The 19,949-nt window shown below is 42.0% G+C and carries 21 protein-coding genes and 1 tRNA gene; 18 read left to right on the top strand and 4 right to left on the bottom strand.

Going from position 1 to position 19,949, the window contains the following annotated elements; translation table 11 throughout:
- The first annotated feature begins 9 nt into the window (after positions 1–9).
- The 12 genes from phoU (at position 10) to CYCME_RS11410 (ending at position 10,158) form a co-directional block, all read left to right on the top strand.
- Entirely contained in the window at positions 10–708 is a 699-nt protein-coding gene (phoU, locus tag CYCME_RS11465; RefSeq protein WP_020933125.1) for a phosphate signaling complex protein PhoU, read from the top strand.
- A 168-nt stretch (positions 709–876) separates the two neighbouring features.
- Positions 877–2,175 carry an OprO/OprP family phosphate-selective porin gene (locus tag CYCME_RS11460; RefSeq protein WP_020933124.1) on the top strand — a complete coding sequence of 433 codons (1,299 nt, stop codon included), beginning with the start codon at positions 877–879 and terminating at the stop codon, positions 2,173–2,175.
- A gap of 189 nt (positions 2,176–2,364) precedes the next feature.
- Complete coding sequence (locus CYCME_RS13215) at positions 2,365–2,985, top strand: putative porin (protein WP_020933123.1); 621 nt, start codon at positions 2,365–2,367, stop codon at positions 2,983–2,985.
- 88 nt (positions 2,986–3,073) lie between these two features.
- On the top strand, positions 3,074–3,835 hold the full coding sequence (locus CYCME_RS11450) for a TIGR00153 family protein (RefSeq protein WP_223253195.1): 762 nt from the start codon (positions 3,074–3,076) through the stop codon (positions 3,833–3,835).
- A 12-nt stretch (positions 3,836–3,847) separates the two neighbouring features.
- A complete protein-coding gene (locus CYCME_RS11445) occupies positions 3,848–5,098 on the top strand; it encodes an inorganic phosphate transporter (protein WP_020933121.1) in 1,251 nt (416 codons plus the stop codon).
- A gap of 202 nt (positions 5,099–5,300) precedes the next feature.
- On the top strand, positions 5,301–6,074 hold the full coding sequence (gene pomA / locus CYCME_RS11440) for a flagellar motor protein PomA (RefSeq protein ID WP_015005127.1): 774 nt from the start codon (positions 5,301–5,303) through the stop codon (positions 6,072–6,074).
- Between the two features lie 21 nt (positions 6,075–6,095).
- Positions 6,096–7,022 carry a MotB family protein gene (locus CYCME_RS11435; RefSeq protein ID WP_015005128.1) on the top strand — a complete coding sequence of 309 codons (927 nt, stop codon included), beginning with the start codon at positions 6,096–6,098 and terminating at the stop codon, positions 7,020–7,022.
- Positions 7,022–7,591 carry a PilZ domain-containing protein gene (locus CYCME_RS11430; protein ID WP_020933120.1) on the top strand — a complete coding sequence of 190 codons (570 nt, stop codon included), beginning with the start codon at positions 7,022–7,024 and terminating at the stop codon, positions 7,589–7,591. Before CYCME_RS11435 ends, CYCME_RS11430 begins: the two co-directional genes overlap by 1 nt.
- A gap of 60 nt (positions 7,592–7,651) precedes the next feature.
- Entirely contained in the window at positions 7,652–8,644 is a 993-nt protein-coding gene (gene birA / locus CYCME_RS11425; protein ID WP_041932972.1) for a bifunctional biotin--[acetyl-CoA-carboxylase] ligase/biotin operon repressor BirA, read from the top strand.
- Between the two features lie 3 nt (positions 8,645–8,647).
- Positions 8,648–9,385, top strand: a complete 738-nt coding sequence (locus tag CYCME_RS11420) for a type III pantothenate kinase (protein ID WP_020933118.1) — start codon at positions 8,648–8,650, stop codon at positions 9,383–9,385.
- Positions 9,386–9,444: 59 nt separating this feature from the next.
- Complete coding sequence (locus CYCME_RS11415) at positions 9,445–10,038, top strand: hypothetical protein (RefSeq protein WP_020933117.1); 594 nt, start codon at positions 9,445–9,447, stop codon at positions 10,036–10,038.
- A gap of 44 nt (positions 10,039–10,082) precedes the next feature.
- Positions 10,083–10,158: transfer RNA gene (locus tag CYCME_RS11410), tRNA-Thr, on the top strand.
- Between the two features lie 359 nt (positions 10,159–10,517).
- Here CYCME_RS11410 and CYCME_RS11405 read toward each other — a convergent pair.
- From CYCME_RS11405 to CYCME_RS11390, 4 genes are all read right to left on the bottom strand, one after another.
- Positions 10,518–11,507, bottom strand: coding sequence for a YeiH family protein (locus tag CYCME_RS11405; RefSeq protein WP_020933116.1), 990 nt, complete (start codon positions 11,505–11,507; stop codon positions 10,518–10,520).
- Between the two features lie 148 nt (positions 11,508–11,655).
- Positions 11,656–12,465 carry an alpha/beta fold hydrolase gene (locus CYCME_RS11400; protein WP_051184144.1) on the bottom strand — a complete coding sequence of 270 codons (810 nt, stop codon included), beginning with the start codon at positions 12,463–12,465 and terminating at the stop codon, positions 11,656–11,658.
- Positions 12,466–12,601: 136 nt separating this feature from the next.
- Complete coding sequence (locus CYCME_RS11395; protein WP_020933114.1) at positions 12,602–14,161, bottom strand: class I adenylate-forming enzyme family protein; 1,560 nt, start codon at positions 14,159–14,161, stop codon at positions 12,602–12,604.
- Positions 14,162–14,212: 51 nt separating this feature from the next.
- A complete protein-coding gene (locus CYCME_RS11390) occupies positions 14,213–15,010 on the bottom strand; it encodes an enoyl-CoA hydratase/isomerase family protein (RefSeq protein ID WP_220386944.1) in 798 nt (265 codons plus the stop codon).
- A gap of 652 nt (positions 15,011–15,662) precedes the next feature.
- On the opposite strand from CYCME_RS11390, the gene CYCME_RS11380 reads away from it, so the two are divergent.
- The 6 genes from CYCME_RS11380 (at position 15,663) to CYCME_RS11355 (ending at position 19,931) form a co-directional block, all read left to right on the top strand.
- Entirely contained in the window at positions 15,663–16,628 is a 966-nt protein-coding gene (locus tag CYCME_RS11380) for a Phenylacetic acid catabolic protein (RefSeq protein ID WP_020933111.1), read from the top strand.
- Positions 16,622–16,936: a metal-sulfur cluster assembly factor gene (locus CYCME_RS11375; protein WP_041932970.1), complete on the top strand. Its 315-nt coding sequence runs from the start codon at positions 16,622–16,624 to the stop codon at positions 16,934–16,936. The genes CYCME_RS11380 and CYCME_RS11375 overlap by 7 nt, the downstream gene beginning before the upstream one ends.
- 19 nt (positions 16,937–16,955) lie before the next feature.
- On the top strand, positions 16,956–17,219 hold the full coding sequence (locus tag CYCME_RS11370) for a hypothetical protein (protein ID WP_020933109.1): 264 nt from the start codon (positions 16,956–16,958) through the stop codon (positions 17,217–17,219).
- A 2-nt stretch (positions 17,220–17,221) separates the two neighbouring features.
- Positions 17,222–17,995 carry a Phenylacetic acid catabolic protein gene (locus tag CYCME_RS11365; protein ID WP_020933108.1) on the top strand — a complete coding sequence of 258 codons (774 nt, stop codon included), beginning with the start codon at positions 17,222–17,224 and terminating at the stop codon, positions 17,993–17,995.
- Entirely contained in the window at positions 17,996–18,214 is a 219-nt protein-coding gene (locus CYCME_RS13330) for a hypothetical protein (protein WP_020933107.1), read from the top strand.
- A 94-nt stretch (positions 18,215–18,308) separates the two neighbouring features.
- Complete coding sequence (locus CYCME_RS11355; protein ID WP_020933106.1) at positions 18,309–19,931, top strand: class I adenylate-forming enzyme family protein; 1,623 nt, start codon at positions 18,309–18,311, stop codon at positions 19,929–19,931.
- The last annotated feature ends 18 nt before the right edge of the window (positions 19,932–19,949 follow it).

Genomic DNA, 19,949 nt, shown 5'->3' with positions numbered 1-19,949 from the left:
GGGGGCAATATGACTACAGGGGAACATATTTCACATAAGTTCGATGAAGACGTTGAAGAGGTGACGACCAGTGTGCTGAACATGGGTGGTTTAGTGGTTCAGCAAATTGAAAAGTCGGTTAAGGCGCTATTGGCGGGCGATAAAGAAATGGCGGAAGAGGTCATCGAGGATGACTTGAAGGTGAACACGTTTGATGTTGACATTGATGAAATGTGCAACAGTATTATCGTAATGAGGCAGCCTACGGCAACGGACTTGCGTTTGATAATGGCTATTATCAAAACAACCAGTGATCTAGAAAGAATGGGCGATGAGGCAAAGCGTATTGCTAGGCAAGCGATTGATATTTCTAAACGGGGCGCCTTCCCTGAACAGTTTGATAGCATCGAGCAGATGTCGACCCGTGTGATAGGCATGCTGAACAAGGCATTAGACGCGTTCGCACGTCGAGATGTTGATGAGTCGTTTAATGTCATTCAAGTCGATAAAAAAGTGGATAAGGATTATGAAAATTTGGTCCGCCAACAAATCACTTATATGATGGAAGATCCGAGAAAAATTCCGGTAGCAATTGATCTATTATGGTCATCACGAGCTCTAGAGCGCATTGGTGATCGTGCTTGTAATATTTGTGAATACGTTATTTACCTCGTAAAGGGGAAGGACGTAAGGCATGTTGAAATTAAAGAACTAAAAAAACACCTGTAATTATTGCTCTTCCAACTTGTCAGTAAAAAGCCCGCTTAGTTGCGGGTTTTTTGTTGCATAAAGCCAAAAAACAACAATTGTCATATAGCTGTCACATAACTGTCATTTTACCGATCTAAAATTCTCCTGTGTTAAGAACGTATTTATTTAAATAACAAAGGATGAAAGATGAAACAAACAAAATTATCAGTTGCCATTAAGGCAACATTATTAGGTACTGCTATAGCATCAGCACCAGCTGCTTTTGCATCTGAAAAAGACATCTTAGATACATTGAAGGCAAACGGCACTATTTCGCAAGCTCAATATGATGAGTTATATGAGAAGGCCTCTGATAGCGTAACTGTTAGCACTAAAGGTGGGCATTTAAAATTTAAGTCAGGTGATGCTAAGTTCCAATTAGGTGGGCGTCTAATGGCCGATTATGCCGCTATTTCTGATGATCGAAACCTTGATGGGGACGGATCTGAATTTCGCCGTGCACGTTTATTTGTAAAAGGTCAAATATTTAACGACTGGGGCTTTAAAGCGCAGTACGACTTTGCTGAAAATGACGTTGTCGCTAAAGACCTTTATATTGCCTACGATGGGTTTGATTCAACCTCTATTAAAGTGGGTAATCATTTTATGCCTAGTGGTTTAGAAGCTCAAACTAGCTCTAAATACATTACCTTCATGGAAAGGTCAACGATTCAAGACGTGTTTGCTGTTGGCCGTAAAAATGGTGTTTCAGTTGCTACTCACGGTGATAATTGGACTTTACATGGTGGCTTGCATATGCAAGATGTTAGCAATGATAATGATGGCCGAGATGAAGACTATGGTTATGGCGTTCGTGCGACCTTTGCACCCATAACAGGCAAAACACAGGCGGTGCATTTAGGGGCGTCTTATAGCCACCAAGAATTTGATGATAATGGCACTGAGCGTTTTAGAGCTCGCCCTGAAATTCATACTATTAACACCAGACCTTTTGATACAAAAATTGACGGCGTTGAATCAACCGATAACTATGGCCTTGAAGCGGCTGCAGTAATGGGACCATTCTCTTTACAGACAGAATACTTTGCTAAAGAAGTTGAAACAGCCAATGGCGATTTTGATTTAGATGGTTGGTATGCTTACGGTAGTTACTTTCTAACAGGTGAATCGCGTTCTTATAAAGGAAGTAAAGGCGTATTTGGCCGTGTAAAACCTAAAAGTGTTGTCGGTAAAGGCGGTATCGGTGCATGGGAGCTAGGCGTTCGCTACTCTAGTATTGACCTTTACGATGGTCTGGCTACAGTACCGGGCATAAATACTGCTGGTGAAGAAGGTGAGGTACTGACAATCGGCGTTAACTGGTATGCGACACCCACTATTCGTTTTATGGCGAACTACGTTCAAAGTACCGTTGAACACACCGGTACATTGCTGGCAGATGAAGATATTGATGCGTTCCAAGTACGCGCTCAAATCGACTTCTAAATATAAGAAATACGTCGCTTCGACGTAGTAAGAAGTAAAAAGCCCGATGTTGCATCGGGCTTTTTTTTGCGCCTCATTAATTAGCCAACAGTTCTAGGCTCTCTATTTAATGAGTTCTTCAAGTAACTGTAACAACACTGTCACCTAAGATTGAGATTATATGCTCAGTAATTATATGGAGACGTCTAGATGACTTTATGTTCAATAAATAGAAATACCGGTGAGTCAGTGTACCGTCAAATTTGCCGTATTTTAGAGCAGGAAATCAAATCGGCTTATGAGGCGGGGGATTACTTGCCAGTTGAGGTTGAGCTGGCGGCTCGTTTTTCTGTTAATCGCCATACCTTGCGGCGAGCTATAGATGAGTTGGTGTCGATGGGTTTGGTTGAGCGCCAGCATGGCCGAGGTAACCTTATTTTAGGTGAGGCGCTGGAGTATAAGGTGGGTGAAAAAACATTTGATTTAGGTTTGCCTATCAAGCTTTATGGCCATTATGCGACTAATAACGATGCAAATGGTGTCAATGATGGTGAAGATACCGCATGGTTGTTAGGTGTTGAAACTAAAATGGGTCGCTGGAAAGCCAGTTATGATTATCGTGAAACAGAGTTAAACGCTGTAAACGGCGCTTTTAATGATTCTAACTTCGCGGGTGGACGTACCGACTCTGAAGGTAATCGCTGGAAGTTATCGTACAAGATTGATAAAAATTTCAGTGTTGGAACAACCTATATAGACTCTGAAGTTGGCCAATTAAACGGTGATTTAGATTCAGATATATGGCAAATTGACCTAAAAGCTAAATTCTAGCGTTATGCTTTGATCAGCAGTGCCATAATGGCATTTGCGCAATAGTTTTATAAGCCCAGGCATTCATGTCTGGGCTTTTTTTTGTGATGTGGAAACAATAGTTTTGGCAATACTGGTCAGATTGATGCAAAATGCCGACATTCTTTCTAAATTAAATATTAATAAAAATATGGCTTCTAAAAACTATATTACCGGCCTGTTTGGTACTTCTCCAGTGGCGCCAATACAGGAACATATGGCACTTGTTGACGAATGTGTTTCTAAATTAGTCGATTTGTTTGAATTCATGAGCAAAGGGGATACAGAATCGGTAGAAAAAGTGTATCACCAAATTGCTGAGTTAGAGCAAGACGCCGATGATAAGAAGCACTTTCTTCGTGAGCATTTGCCGACGGGCTTATTTATGCCTATTGCACGTCAAGACTTGTTGGATGCATTGCGTGTGCAAGACTTATTAGCAAACCGTGCCAGAGATATAGCCGGTATTGTTGTTGGTCGCCAGCTTAAGTTTCCAGAGCAAGCAAGTAAACGCGCTATTGAGCTGGTGAGAGCGACAGTCGAAACGTGTCATCAAGCATTGAAAGTGGTCAATGAGCTAGATGAGTTGGTAGAAACGGGTTTTAGAGGCCACGCGGTGCATGTGGTTGAGGATATGTTGACCGAGTTAGATAATTTGGAGTCGGCTACGGATCGGATTCAGGTTGATTTGCGTGCTGATTTGTTTGCGGTCGAAAAAGAGTTATATGCGGTAGATGTTATGTTTATGTATCGGATTATAGAATCTATTGCCGATATTGCCGATGATGCTGAGCGTGTCGGTCGTCGCTTTCAATTGATGTTGGCTAAATAAGGGGAAGGGACAATGGATTACGGAACTACTTATTTGGTATTAGCGATTGTTTTCGGCCTATTTATGGCGTGGGGCATTGGTGCGAATGATGTGGCGAATGCGATGGCAACATCGGTTGGCTCTAAAGCGATTACTATTAAACAGGCTGTTATTATTGCAGCCATTTTTGAATTTTCAGGGGCTATTTTAGCGGGTGGGCAGGTTACCTCTACGATTCGAAAAGGAATTGTCGATGTTAGCGATTTGGGTGCGACCCCCGAGATTTTGATTTTTGGTATGCTCGCAGCGCTACTGGCAGCGGGAACTTGGTTACTGGTTGCTTCATTTAAAGGTTGGCCAGTTTCAACAACGCATTCGATTGTTGGCTCTATTGTCGGCTTTGCGATTGTAGGTATGAGTATGGATGCGGTGTACTGGGGTAAGCTCGGTACAATTGTGATGAGCTGGGTCACCTCTCCATTATTGGCGGGCGCTATTTCATATATGTTATTTAGGTCTGTTCAAACGATTATTCTAGATACAGAAAAACCGTTCGAAAACGCTAAGCGTTATGTTCCTTATTATGTCTTTTTGGTTGGCTTTATGCTCACATTGGTCACCATTATGAAGGGCTTAAAACATGTGGGACTAGATTTATCCATGACAGACTCGATTGCGGTAGCACTGGGTTTTGGTGTGCTAACAACGATATTAGGTAAGTATTTAGTGAGTCGTGTAAAGTTTGATGAGAGCGCGGACCGTGATTTCCATTATGCAAACGTCGAAAAAATATTCGGCTCCTTGATGGTTATTACCGCTTGTGCAATGGCCTTTGCACATGGCTCAAATGATGTGGCAAATGCTATCGGCCCATTAGCGGCAATTAATAGTATTATTGATACCGGTGAGTTATCACAGAAATCGGCCTTACCAATGTGGATACTCTTAGTCGGAGGTGTTGGTATTGTATTGGGTCTGGCAATGTATGGCCGTAAGGTTATTGAAACAGTTGGCTCGAAGATTACCGAATTAACACCAAGCCGTGGGTTTTGTTGTACTATCTCAGCGGCTTCAACAGTTGTGTTAGCCTCAGGTATGGGTTTGCCTATCTCAACAACACACACAATGGTGGGGGCGGTTTTAGGTGTTGGTATGGCGCGCGGTATTTCGTCACTTAATATGAGTGTCGTTCGTGGTATTTTTATGTCTTGGATTATTACCTTGCCGGTTGGCGGCGTGCTGGCAATTGTTTTCTTTTTCATACTCAAAGGGATTTTTGCTTAGGAGCTTGCTTTCTTTATGAAGGAGAAAAGTTTTAGCAGATAGGGCAAACAGGCACGGATGAATAGATAATAAGCGTGTTTTTGCGTAGAGCACGCTTGTTTTATGGGAGAGCTTCGCCATAAACGTATTTTATCTGCTAAAGTTTCATTGTTACCTTGCCGATTATTGACGGTATAAATGAGAATTAAATAAGGGAAGAGTTTTGGATTTAGCGACGTTAATAGGTTTTGTGGGTGGTTTGGGCATTATTATTGCCGCCATTGCAACAGGCGGAGATATCATGATGTTTGTTGATGTGCCGTCTGTTTTGATCGTAGTAGTTGGCACCTTCATGGTGACTTTGATGCAGTTGTCGATCTCGGAATTTTTGAGTTCGTTTAAAGTGGCTATTAAAGCCTTCATGAATAAAAATGATAACCCTGTTGATCTCATCAAGCAGGCAGTGGAGCTGTCTGATGTGGCCCGTAAAAATGGACTGTTGGCGTTAGAAGATCAAGAGGTGGATAACGAATTCCTCAAACGAGGCTTGAGTCTTTGTGTAGATGGTCATGACGCAGCGATGGTGCAAAAGTTATTAGGTCGAGATATGGACTTAGCGATTGGTCGCCATGAAGTTGGTCAGAATATGTGGAAGGCGGTCGGTGATATGGCGCCAGCGATGGGGATGATTGGAACCTTGGTTGGCTTGGTGCAAATGCTCGCAAACATGTCTGATCCAGCGGCAATTGGTCCGGCAATGGCCGTGGCCTTACTAACCACTTTGTATGGTGCGGTTATCGCTAATGCGTTTGCATTGCCGATGTCGGCTAAATTGGCGGGTATTAGCCATAATGAGCGACTCAATAAAGTATTAATTTTAGAAACCATTCAAAGTATTCAAGAAGGTATGAACCCACGTGTTTTAGAAACGTTGCTCAAAACGTATTTACCTGAAAGTCAACGATCGTCAGTGGGTGAGCCTGAAGAGGTCGAATAATAATGCAGACAGTGATTCAACATGAGTGATGATAATTGTCCAAAATGTGAAGAAGGGCTTCCAGCATGGATGGGGACCTTTGCCGACTTAATGTCATTATTGATGTGCTTTTTCGTATTGTTATTATCAATGGCAACCATGGATGCAAACCGCTTTAAGAAAATGGCAGACTCTTTAAATGATGCGTTTGGGGTGCAAAGACAGGTGGTTGCTTATGAAATAGTTAAAGGGACCAGTGTGGTTGCACAGCACTTTAGCCCGGCGGCGGGTGACCCAACCATTTTAGATGAGGTGCGGCAGCAAACTACCGACTCGGAAAGAGAGTTTTTAGGCAAAGACTCAGAGTCTGACTCAGACACAACGAAAAAAGAGGATGCTAAAAAACAAGAAGAGGTTGAGGCAAAAGCGAAAATCGTGACGGAGTATGTTGAAGCCACTGAGCAAAAAATTAAGGATGCTGAAAAATTAGCCGAAGAAATTAGAGAGTTTATGGTCGAAGAAATTGACCAAAATATGGTGAGTGTGGAAACCGACCTTGACCGGGTAGTTATTAGAATTCATGAAAATGGTTCGTTCTCCTCAGGTAGTGCGGAATTTAACCCAGAGTTTTTACCCATAATGGATAAAATTACAGCGGTTGTTAATGGTAGTGTTGGTACAGTGACTGTTGCAGGCCATACGGATAATATTCCCATTAAGGCGGGCTTGTATCGGTCTAATTGGGAACTGTCTGCGGCACGTGCCGTAACTGTCGCGCAAACACTACTAACCGATGGAACGGTGGATGAAAAAAGACTGATCATTGAAGGTCATGCAGATACAGTGCCGCTATCTGATAACGAGACCCCTGAGGGTAGAGCGCTAAATAGGCGTGTCGAAATTATTTTAATTCAAGGTGAAATGCCCCAAGATTTAAGTAATCCCATACTAGACGTGGTGAAACAATAATGAGCCAAGATGCCGGACAAGAGCGTAGACGTTTTTTTAGAATAGACGATGAAGTGGCGATAAGTTATCGCGTTATTTCTAACGACGAAATGACTAAAGCCGATGGTCTTAAAAGGAATGAGGTTGAGCCAGCCTCTTTAGCTAATGAATTGGAGAAAATGAATGAAATATCCCGGATACATTTTCGCCATGTAGAAAAAGAGTCGCCTGAAGTGGCGCGTTATTTTTCTTTTATAGAGTCTAAAATTGATTTATTAGCACACCATATAATTATGGGTACTGATGAGCTATTTGTAAAAACGATTCAGCCGGTTAATATCAGTGCCTCGGGTGTTTCTTTTTCGGTAAATAATGCGCTTAATGCTGGAGATACTGTTGAAATTAAATTTATTTTAACGCCCTCTTTAACCAGTATAAAAACGTTATCAAGGGTGATTTCTTGTGAACCAGAAGGTGACCAGTTCAAGGTTGCTGTTGAATATAGTCAGTTGAGCGATGAAGATAGAGATTTGTTAATTCGTCATATCGTTAAAAAGCAGATGAATGATATGCGTGAGCAAAGCGACTAACGTAGACTATATTTTTTAAATCTATCTTCAGTAAATTGCACGAAGCTGTAATCCTTTTTAATGGAACTACTTGAAATTCATAAAGCGATAATAAAACGCATGGCAGATGGTCAGTTTTTTTCTGGGCAGCAGCTAGCCGATGAGTTAAATGTTAGTCGTGCTTCCATTTGGAACTACCTTAAAACACTCGAAACAGCAGGTTTTGACTTCCATGCTGTCAAAGGAAAAGGCACGCGCTTAAAATTAGCAATAGAGTTGTTGGATAAACAACGTATTCTCACCTGCTTATCTAGTGAACACAGAGCCTTGTTGAAGCAGCTCGATGTATTAGATGTGTGCGCATCGACTAACCAAGCCATCGTTGAGAAACACCAACTAACGCCTTTACCCAATGGGTCAGTTTGTATGGCTGAAATGCAGACAATGGGCCGAGGGCGATTAGGTAGAACATGGGTGTCTCCATATGGGCAAAACCTATACATTTCTTTTTTGTGGAGCTTTAAGGGCGGGATATCGGCCTTATCGGGGCTGAGTTTGGCGTGCGGGGTTGCTGTTTGTCGTGCGCTCAAAAGCCTCGGTTTAAGTGGCCATGGCCTGAAATGGCCAAATGATATTCTATGGGAAGGTAAAAAACTGGGTGGAATTTTAGTAGAAATTCAAGGGGAAAGCCAAGGTGGTTATACTGCCATTATCGGCATCGGGCTCAATTATCAAATGAATGAATTGTCGTCTGGCGAAATTGGCCAGCCTTGGGTTGATGTGTGTCATGCGTATGGCGAGAAAATGGGGCGAAATAAATTGGCTGCCCATGTGCTGGCTGAGGTTTTAAGTATACTGCATGGCTACGAAGAGACTGGTTTACTGCCACATGTTGAGCAATGGAATAACTACGATTGTTATCGAGATAAAACGGTTCGAATTTTATCTGGTGAGCAATACGAGGAAGGCGTTGCGAGTGGTATCTCAAAGACAGGAGAGCTCTTATTGTTAACCCCCGATGGCCGAACGAAAAAAATCATGTCAGGTGAGGTTAGCCTGAGGTTAAGCGAGTAATTAATGTCTGAACTTTATATAGACCGTGGTAATACAGCGCTTAAATGGCAGTTGGTTGAAAGAGGGAGTTTGTTAAATCAAGGCGTGTTTAGTAACGAAATTACGTTGAGGGAAGGTTTTTCAACGTTAAAAGAGAGTCGCCTCGCAAATATTTATGTGTCTAGTGTGGCTGCTGAAGCATTTTGTCGTGACTTGCAGGTTTGGGCTAAAGAACGTCTTTACCCTACGCCTACGTTTGTAGAAAGTACCCGTAAAGCTTGCGGGGTTGTTAATGGCTATCAAGATGCCACGCAATTAGGTGTGGACCGTTGGCTAGCAATGATTGCGGCACACCATAAATATACCGGTATGCTATGTGTTGTAGATACAGGGACCGCACTGACCATGGACTTTCTATTAGAGAGCGGCCAACATTTGGGTGGTTTTATAGTTCCAGGCGCTGAATTAATGAGGAAAAGCCTGTTAAGCAACACACATAAAATCAATATAGATGATACGCCTTATTCTAGTCAGCTTGGAACAAACACAAGTGAAGCGGTTACGTATGGTGTTGAACAGATGTTGGTGCTGTTTGTACGAGAAAAAGTTGTTGATGTAGGGGAAAAGCATCAGCAACCGATAACAACTATTTTAACGGGTGGCCATGCAACTGTTTTAGCGGAAGGCTTAAGGCAGGACGTTCGATTGGAAAAAGACCTTGTGTTACAGGGTTTACAGCTAGTGACTAAATCATACCAGTGAAACGTTTATTATTATTGTTGGTTTTTTTAAATGTAGTTTACTTTTTCTGGGGAACCACCGTGGTGGAAACCAAACGGCTGGAGCAACACCAAGCACCCTTGTATAAAGAAAGTGAGCTTGAAACGCTGGTGTTGGTTAGAGATGAAGAAGTGGCTGCAATGCTTGAGAAACAAATTTTGTTGGATAATAGCGCGAAGCAGTCAGCCACGGAATGCTACTTAGTGGGTGACTTTGCTAATGAAGATGATGCGAAGAAGCTATCAAAAGTGTTAAGTCGTTATGTGTGGGATGTGCCCGTTATTGCATCAGAGGTTCTTAGGGATTTTTGGGTTGTTTATTCTTCTAATGGTGATTGGAATCAATCAGTGCGTAATATGGAGACATTAAGGGCTAAAGGCGTTAACGATTTATGGTTAGTGCCTAGTGGCTCTAGCAAAGGGGTTATCTCATTAGGCTTGTTTGCAACAGCCGACGGAGCCGAAAAGAGACTGAAGGCCTTGTCGGAAAAATCGATTGAAGCCGAACTTATTAGACGCAAAAAGTATCGTTATGGCGTAAAACTTATAAGAAGTGATGGTCTATCACCGATACCGGACAATTTAGATGGCTTTAAAGTAGGCGAAAACATTAGTATTCGTAAAATTGCATGTTAATCATTGCCCGACGTTTTTATTTGGATTAGAATACCGCCCCTAACGCTGGTGTAGCTCAGTCGGTAGAGCAGCTGATTTGTAATCAGCCGGTCGGTGGTTCGAATCCTCTCACCAGCTCCATTTTAGGTATTAAAGCTCCTTATATTTAAGGGGCTTTTTTATTGCTCGACGATTCTACCGACTTTATTCCGCTGCCAAGATCAGGCTGGCGGCTAATACTATCAAGCGATTGCATTGGGGTATCAGCATGCCTTGTTTGAATAATCAGATGATATTCGTAAATACTGTAAGTTGCTGATGAGCATTTTGACAAAGCCGTCAGATAAGCCAAAGCTATCCACTCGGTAGAGTCGTTAAAAAAGTACTTTCTTAGCGGTACAAGATGCACCTAAGGTCTGGACGATAGTAATTAGCAGGCCATCGTTTTCGACCTTAAAGGGCCGAGTTAATTGAATCTTAAAGGCTAATCTAGGACTTCATTATTTAAAGAAAATAAGGATTAAACTAGAGCTCATTATTATCTGAAACCCAAAAATAACACTTGCTATAAGCAATGCTTTTTTGCCATTTTTAATAATTCCATCAAAGGCAATTTTTAACCCAATGCCTGACATGGCGACAATAAGGGCGTAGTGGCTCATTGTGCTGACTAGCTCAACTTGTTCTTGTTTCAGTAAGCCAAAGGTTTGGATAACTGAGAAACCAAAAAAACCAACGACAAAGAGAGGAATTCTATAGGCGACTTTGAGGTCTTCATTCGTTTTCATGTTTACTCGAGAAAACATGAAGATCAGAATCAGGATTACTGGGGCAAGTAACAAAATTCTGACCATTTTAACGATGGTTGCCGCTTCCCCCGTTGCTTGACTTACTGAAAACCCGGCAGCTAAAACTTGCCCTACAGCTTGTAATGTGTTGCCGATCAATACACCTGCATTAAGCTCATATAAATTTAATAGGTAGTGGCTAATAAAAGGTAGGAGGAAAATGCCAAGGGTGCCTAAAAAATTCACAATGGCAATGGAGAGGCCAACTTGCTCTTCATTCGCACCGACTATATCCTTGGTCGCTGCAATTGCAGAACTGCCACAAATGCCATTCCCTAAACCAAGTAATAACGCACAGCGTTTATCAAACCCAAACCATTTTGCATATATCAACGATGAAAAAATAGTAACGCCCATCGTAAACACGATCATTAAAATGGTCGCATAGCCTAATTCACTTAGAATTGAAAAATTTAGCTGAACACCTAAAAGGGCAATAGCAATGGAGAGTAAATATTTCTCGCTATAGTTAATACCAGATTTGAATTGATCATTAATACGTAAACTGTTGCCAACAATAAGGCCAAGTATAATGGCTAAGGTAACAGCACCTACCGGAACATAGGCGGCTAACAATATTGCTAAGAAACCCATTCCGCAGCAAAGAGCAACGCCCGGTATAACATAAATAATTTTTTTCATGAGTCTTAATATCGTTGATTAGATTAAGTCATATTGACTAGGTGTTTTGTTGCAGTTAACCCATGCAAATAATCGTAACATGACGGTGCATTAAGCCTGTCTAATAGTTAAAACTTGGTCGAGGTAATCCGACAGGTCAGCGGTTTATTTATACAGCTAAACGTTTAAGGAAGTCTGTGCTTCGCTTGAGAACTATATCAGGCTGTTCAACATGTGGAACATGCCCGCAGTTTTCTATCATAACGGCTTCAAACTCACCTTTTATTTGTGTTTGAATCCGGTTGACTTGTTCGCTGGTGCCAAATTCGTCATTGTCACCTTGAAATAGCAAGGTTGGCACGTTAACGTTTTTTACATAGCCTTCAATATTCCAATTTTTTGCATAAACAGGGTTTAGCCAAGTATCTACAAAGCCATAAAAAGCGCAATCAAGGTTATCGCCATGATATTTTGATAATGCTTTCTTCAGATGGCTGTTCTGGTAATTTTTTGCCACCTGAGTGATTGAGTCGACGGTTTTTTTCTCTATAAAAACATGGGGAGCTTCAAGAATAATGGCTTGCACTGAAGAGTTTGGATGTGCCCCGGTATTAATTAATGCTATTGAACCGCCATCACTATGACCAAATAAAACGGACTTTTGTATTCCAAGCGCGCTTAATAGCTTAGGCAAAACATCTATGCCCTCATCTTGCATGTAGTTTTGATTGCGTGGTAACTGGATAGAGCTGGATAGCCCATAGCCAGCTCGACTATAAGTTAGGGCTGCGAGTCCTGTTTGTTGCGCCAGTTTCTTTGGGAAGCCTTTCCACATATCCTTACAACCAAGGCCTTCGTGTAAGAAGACGATAACGCCTTGGTCTTGCTTCGGTTCAATAACCCACTGATACTCAATGTTTTTTCCATCTATATTTAAATATTTAGTCTCATCGACTAAGTCAAAATCTTGCTTCATCATTTAATCTCTTATCTTTTATTGCACAAAAAACGCTACAACTCACCTCATCATTAGGTTTTGATAGGTAGCGAATTTGCTTGTAATAGTGCTAGGTAGATAGCCATTAGTTTTTACGTAAGGCCAACATAGGCAACGTTTATTTATCTAGCAGGTCTTTAATCTCTTTTTTCTGAACTTTTCCAAAAGAATTTTTGGGTAATTGCTCTACAAAATAAATTTCCCTTGGGTGTTTAAAATTAGCTAGGTTGTGACACTGTAGTAAAATACCCTGTTCGCTAATCAATGCGCCTTTTTTTCGAACGACGACAGCAACGACTTTTTCGCCCCATTTCTTGTCAGGCATTCCAACCACTGCTATTTCATTGACCTCTGGATGAGCAGCAATGGCAGATTCAACCTCAACACAGTAAATATTTTCACCCCCTGAAATAATCATATCTTTGCTACGGTCTAAAAGATGGACATAGCCTTCGGCATCACGAAAACCAATATCACCGGTTTGATACCAGAGCTTTCCATCGGCTTCAAATGTAACGTCTTCAAAGGCTTCTTGGTTATTTAAGTATGTTCTCAAGGTAGTGGGGCCATGAGTGACTAGTTCCCCTGGGGTATCATCGAGAATAAAACTTTTATCTGCTGTTATCACACGAACACTCATCCCCGGAGGGGGGAGGCCAACTCTAGTTGGGCTAGCTATCAGCGCATCGCCTAGGCACGTAGCATTTAAGAGTGACTCGGTTATTCCATAGCAATTAGTTAGAACCTGTGGTGCAAGTTTAAATACTTGCCTAATCTCGGATGCCAAATCTTCCCGTAATGGTGCTGATGCTGACATCCAGCACTGCAAGGAAGACAGGTCAAATTGATCTGCATTTGGAACATCCAACATCATCCTGGCCATTGTTGGAACGATAAATGCGTGAGTAATTTTATCTCGTTGGATTCTTTCTAACACATCAAGAGGGTTAAACTTATGAACCATATAATGAACACCCCCCGTTAATGTGACCGCAAGGTGCATATCTTCCATTGCACCTCGATGAAAAAGAGGTGCCGCAGAGAGTAATCGCGTTTTATTATTAATACCTAATGAAAGAGCCGTTGACGTGGCGCTCCAGACCGATGAGGCATGTTGAACAATCGCGCCTTTAGGTTTACCTGTAGTTCCTGATGTAAACCAGATCCCACTATCATCATCTTCGTTGATATCACTTTCAGCCCAAGTATTGTCAGGTAAAGGTTTTTCTATAATGTTTGTTATGGTTTCATTTGCTAGGTCATTAGTAACGTCGCCGTCTGAGCCGACAAAGTGTTCAAGTGTTGCGCAAAGCTCAGTCAATGTCCCTGCAATTTCTTTAAGGCTTTCATCGTAGAGCAAAATTTTTGAACGGGTTTCATCTATTTGGTATTGCATTTCAACAGGTGTTAACCGGTGATTAATAGCGACACCAATAGCCCCTATCCGAGTAATTGCATGATAGATAGCCAGCGTTTCCCATTGGTTGAAGAATAAGTATGCAACAGACTCTTTAGGCTTTATTCCTTGTTCAACTAAATAGGCAGAAAGCTTATCCACTCGGTCATCAAACTCCTGATAATTGATGATTTCGCCATCATGTACAATGGCCGGATTTTTAGGGTACGCATTTGCGGTTGCCCTCAGTAGCGCGCTGAGGGTTAGTGCTGTTTTAGACATAAATAACCCATTTCTCTGGATAGGGACCTTTTTTAGCTAGGCTTGACGTATTTATTTCTTAAACACGGGCTTGCGTCCTTCGTTAAATGCGGCGACGCCTTCACGGTGTTCATCACTTTGATTGGACAAACCTTCTAAGGAAATGGATGCGTCAATATTAGCGGAGACCAACTGGCGGAGTGTCGTATTGACAGCAACCTTAGTGCCTTGGATTGCTCTAATCGGGCCATTGGCTAGTCTATCTGCAAATGCGGCTACTCGTTCGTCAAGTTCATCATGTGGTACACAATGGTTGATGAGCCCCATTGTTGCAGCTTCCGCAGCAGGTATTAAATCCCCCGTCATTAAGTATTCTTTAGCCCGTGGGTAGCCAATAAGTTGTGGCCAAATTGCAGAACCGCCGTCACCCGCGACAAAACCAACGCATACATGTGGGTCTCCAATTTTTGCGCGATCGGATGCAAAAATAATGTCGCAATATAGTGCAATCGTGGCTCCAAGCCCTGCTGTTGCACCATTCAGTTTAGCTATAATGGGTTTTTCGCAATCAATGATGCCAAATACTATACGCTTCGCCTCTGTGACAGTGCGGCGCCAAAGGGACTGGTCATCAATCATGTTTTGTAGCCAAGGAAGGTCGCCTCCAGCGCTGAACGCTTTACCTTCACCAGTTAAAATCACTACGTCAACATCATCGTCGCTGCCCGCGTCATTAAAAATAGTTGATAGTTCCGTATGAAGGGCCAAATTGATAGCATTCGCCTTGTCAGGCCTATTCATCGTTACCGTTAATATGTTTTTATTTAATTCAACTTTAAGTTCTTTATAGTGTTGGTATTTAGACATCATTTTTCTCCTGATTTAATATTAAAATTGTTACAAAGGGCATTTCCTAAAACATGTGATAGGGCAAAATAAAAGTGGGTTGCTAATGTTCTAAATAGGGTGCCTATAGCGGTTATACGGGGTCGCAATTGGCGATTAACCAGAAGGTTTGCTAGCGTACAAATCCCTAGTGAAGAAAACGTGACACCTATCAGTTGATAGGTGGATAGAGTAAGAGCGCTTTGTTCTACTGTGCTTAACCATAAAGCAAATGAAGTAAAGACGGAAAGCGTAAGAAAAAAACGTAGATATAAGTGTGTTTCAGTTGACCAAGTTATCGCTATATCGTTGTGCGTATAGTCGGTGGGCGTATTAATATTCACAATAAGAAGCGCTATAAACGCAGTCAGTCCGAGCCAAGTATGGCTCTCACCCAGTATCAAACTTGCGATACACGATATACCAATTAATGATCCTAGGTAATATTTTAGATGGTTCATTACCACGCCTTTTTAGTAATAAGTCGCGACAGTATCTATAAAAAAATAAAGCTCGTCAACGCGACTAACTGTTCTAATATTGATAACAATACGTTCGTTTAAACAGTGTTGATTTATACCAAACAGCTGTTAGCATGTGGAATTAAAATTCGAATAAAAACACAGGTGACTACGTCATGAATACACTCGCAAATGCAGCCCCAAGCCAAGCAGCATCGTCAGATGAAGCTGAGTTGGCTTTACAAGTTCGCATAAAGGCCGGACATATTATTGAAGATCAATCTGAGATGACAACTCGGTATCGCAAAGTACTAGAAGAAACGATGCTGATAGCGGCCGACCTTGAATTGTCAACACTAGCGCTATATTACAAAGCCTTGCAAACGGCGCCCACTCTTGAGGATAAAATCTCTGTAGCGTCTGCCATGCAAGATGAGTTAGGCCATGCCCAAGTAATGTACCGATTGCTTAAAGGCTTTGGCTACGATACGGAAAAACTTGTTTTTGAAAGAGACCCGAGTGAGTTCAAGACATTTTATTTGGTTCAGCATCAGCCCCAAGACTATGTGGCCTGCGTAGTCTATATGTTATTGGGCGATAGAGCCGGTTACACAACAACTCGTGATCTTGAAGAATCGTGCTCATATGGACCGTATGCACGTTCCTTAAGAAAGGTTAACTTTGAGGAACAGTTCCATGTTGCACATGGCGAAAAATGGACACGTTTCTTCTGGGATATGTCGTCAGAAACAAGAGCTCGGGTACAAGAGGCGATTGATCATGCATTCCCTATGTCGGTCATGTGGTTTGGAACACCCGATCATATGAAAAAGCGAACAGACCAAATAGCCTATAGCATCCGTGGTCAGAGCAATGATGAGTTGCGCCAACGTTGGCTTAATGAAGTTGTGCCTTACTGTGAATCGGTTGGTATTAAGGTGCCTGCACACTTTGATAAAGAATTGGGTCAATACGTTTTACATTACGAAATGCCTATTTTGTTAGATGAGGAAACAGGTAAGTGGGATTACACGACTGTCTCATGGGAAGAAAAATTTGCTCAGTGGAAGAAAGGTGGACCAACCAAATTGAGTTGTTTCCAACGTATTCAAAATGATGTTTGGGGCAGCGATTTGTGGTAACAAAAGAAGATATATTTGAGGCCCTAGAGCAGGTAAACGACCCCCATGTCCCTGTTAGTCTTAATAGCATGGGTATGTTAAGAGATGCTGAAGTTAGCTCTGATGGAAAAGCAAAAATTCAACTGTGTATTCCCTGTTTAGGCTGCCCTGGAGTCACCATGCTACATGACAATATTAAAGCGGCCTTACTGCCACTGGATGGTATTAACGAGGTAATTATTGAAGATGGCTGGCATCTATCTTGGTCACGTGACTTAGTGAGTGATGATGTGAAAAATCTAATGCGTGAAAATGGAATACAAATTTAAATAACTAACGGTATAAAAAATGAGTATAACTGCAAAAAAAATAAATAGAGACGCTGAAGTTGGCAAAGGAGAGATGAAATACTATGAAGTTTTTGCTCGAAAAACATCAAAAGACCGGCTTGGCCATGTCGGTAGTATAGAAGCACCAAATGATGAGTTGGCTCAAGTTAGAGCGTGGTTTGTCTATGATGAACATTCATGGATAGAAATGTGTATTGCCCCCATCGACTCTATCATCTCAGTTACCGGTAAAGGTAAGCGCGCAGAAATTAAGGAGGCATAACAATGAATGACTTTTCTTTAGAATCCCTTGAGCCAAACGTCTTAGAAACATTAAAAAATGAGCTACTTGCTGTCGCTGACACAAAATTAGTGCTGGGCAATTGGTACGTGGAATGCACTCATAACGGTCGTTCTGTACCTGATTTTGCAGGTCTACTTGGCATGGCTACAACGACTTATGGGCAGGTACGTTCTCTTTACCTGTATCTAATGAACTTTGGTTGTAAATACGAAACCTTAGAGCGTGGTCGGCAAGCAGATGAGATTAGCTCAATGGATTTGTTGGATTCACCGCCCGAATCGTGGGAAGATTTTATCGCCACAAGTTTCTTAGCCGAACAGGCGACTTGGATGATGTTATCTGGCTTCCTTGATCACCCTGATCGAGCATTATCTGGTCTTGCAAATAAAATCGGGCAAGAAATATATTTTCACTTAAAGTTTTATAAAGGCTGGATGGATATTTTTGTAGAAAGTGGAAATCCTGCTTTTTTGGATTGCCTAAACGCTCGTTACCCTATTGCTTTGCGTTGGTTTGGCAATCAACTCAATCAAGACCTTCTGAGTGAAAATGGCCTTAGGAACGTCCCGCTAGCCGACATAAAAAATGCATTCACGGCTGAAGTCACTAAGGTATATGAGGCTTTTGATGCAAACAGCCTATCTGACGATGTGGATTATGCAGCGGGCTGGAATGAGACTAAACGCAGAACCGGGAATCTTCCGGATAGTTTGTATGAAATTATTCGATTTAAAGACCCATCCGGGGCGCACTAAATGAGCAAAGACAGGGATTTTGAAGGTGTTGTATGCCCTCATTGTCAAAGTGATAATAATGAGGTTCTCTCGCTTTTTGGAGGGAGTTCTTCAGAAGTTCTTTTTAAATGTAGTGACTGCGACACGTGCTTTAACTGGCTAAAGTGGCGCGGTGCTCTACCAACATCAGCTCTTGATTATGCCAAAGAGAATTCTGATGCTCAGGGCCCTACATCATGAAACCTGTTTCATAGATTACAGCTTTAACGAGTGTGAGTTTGCATAATATTTTAAACCTATAAATAGAGATACTAACGAGTAAACGAGACTGCTTATGCTAAATGACAACCCTGAGCGCCGCCTTGGCGGTTTGGACTTTATATTATCCAGATGTGCCGAAACGTATCCTAACCGTATCGCCTTAGATGACAGGCTGAATAAAATTGAACTGACATATGCTCAACTGCGTGAGCGGTCAATACGGTTGGCTAGAGCTTTAATGAGCCTTGGGGTCAAGAAAGGTGACCGAGTTGGTTATGCGTTTTATAACGAACACCCATCAATAGAAACTCTTTTTGCTTGTGCTACTTTAGGTGCTGTTGCGGTGCCTCTTAATAATCGCCTATCACCTGTTGAAACGGTACGGCACCTTGATGCGCAACAGTGCCATGTGTTTATTTCTCGTGAAGAGCTCACCTCACTTGGGGATGGCGCAAAAGTTGAACATCATATCGTGCGAGGAAAGCTGAATAACAGTGAAGCACTTGATTATGAAGCTTTACTAACTGAGCAATCAGGCACGCCTCTTTCGCCAGCAGCTCGATGGGAAGATCCCTACATGATTGCAATGACTGGGGGTACCACAGGTGGGTCTAAAGGTGCTGTTTGGACGCATGGGGGAGCCATTATGGATATCTTGGCCCTACTGGCGCCATTAGGTTTAAGGCGTGGGGATAATACTATTTGTTTTGCGCCTTTGTATCATGCGGCAGGGCTCGGTTATGGCTTCTTCCCTACATTTTGGTTGGGTGGTAAAGTCATTTTTCCTGATACGCCCTCGTTTTCACCACAGTTCTTACATAACGTAATCAAAAGTGAAACTATCCATTGCATGTTTATCGTGCCGGCTATGATAAACCCTATTTATAAAACATGGGATGGTGAGCCTATAACAAGCATGGTGTCCTTAAGTGTCGCCTCAGCTCCAACCCCAAAAGTTCTTCGACTAAAGCTCAAGGAGATGTTCCCTGAGACGCAACTTATGGTTGCGTATGGTATGACGGAAAGTATTTCTGGCTCAATGCAATTAGCGGACGATTTTCTTGTTCATGCTGATGGTGTGGGTGAGCCCTTATTGGGTTCTAGGATAAGGATAGTAGATGATGAAGGTCGTATTCTTCCTCATGGACAAGTTGGTCAGATTGTTATGCGGACATTGGCAATGGCTTTATATTACAACAATGAGCCAGAGAGTACGAAAAACACCTTTATGAAATGCCAAGATGATCCCGAAGGTTTGGAGTGGATTTATACAGGCGACATAGGCATGATGGATGAAGCTGGGCGAGTAACTATTCTTGATCGGAGTAAAGATATTATTATTACTGGGGGTGAAAATGTTGCCTCTGTAGAAGTTGAAAATATGATATTGCACCACCCCAATGTCTATGAATGTGCGGTCATCGGGCTTCCAGACGATCAGTGGGGTGAGCTTGTTTGCGGCATCATCGTTAAAGCAGATCAAAGCATATCCGACTTGCAAATGATTGAAGAAATTATAGCGTTGTGCAAAGAAAAGTTAGGTGCCTACAAGGTGCCGAAAAAATTTACTTTCACAGATGCTTTACCACGGACTCCGTTTGGAAAAGTGTTAAAACGAGAATTAAGAAATATGGACGTTACTAAGGCTATCAGTGCAACGGATGTAAACCAACTTGATAGTAAGTTGATTGTGTAGGCTTTATTCTCAATGTAA

This window comes from Cycloclasticus zancles 78-ME, assembly GCF_000442595.1.
GTDB classification, from domain to species: domain Bacteria; phylum Pseudomonadota; class Gammaproteobacteria; order Methylococcales; family Cycloclasticaceae; genus Cycloclasticus; species Cycloclasticus pugetii.
The sequence above is the reverse complement of the archived record's forward strand: the minus strand, read 5'-3'. Positions and strand labels throughout refer to the sequence as shown.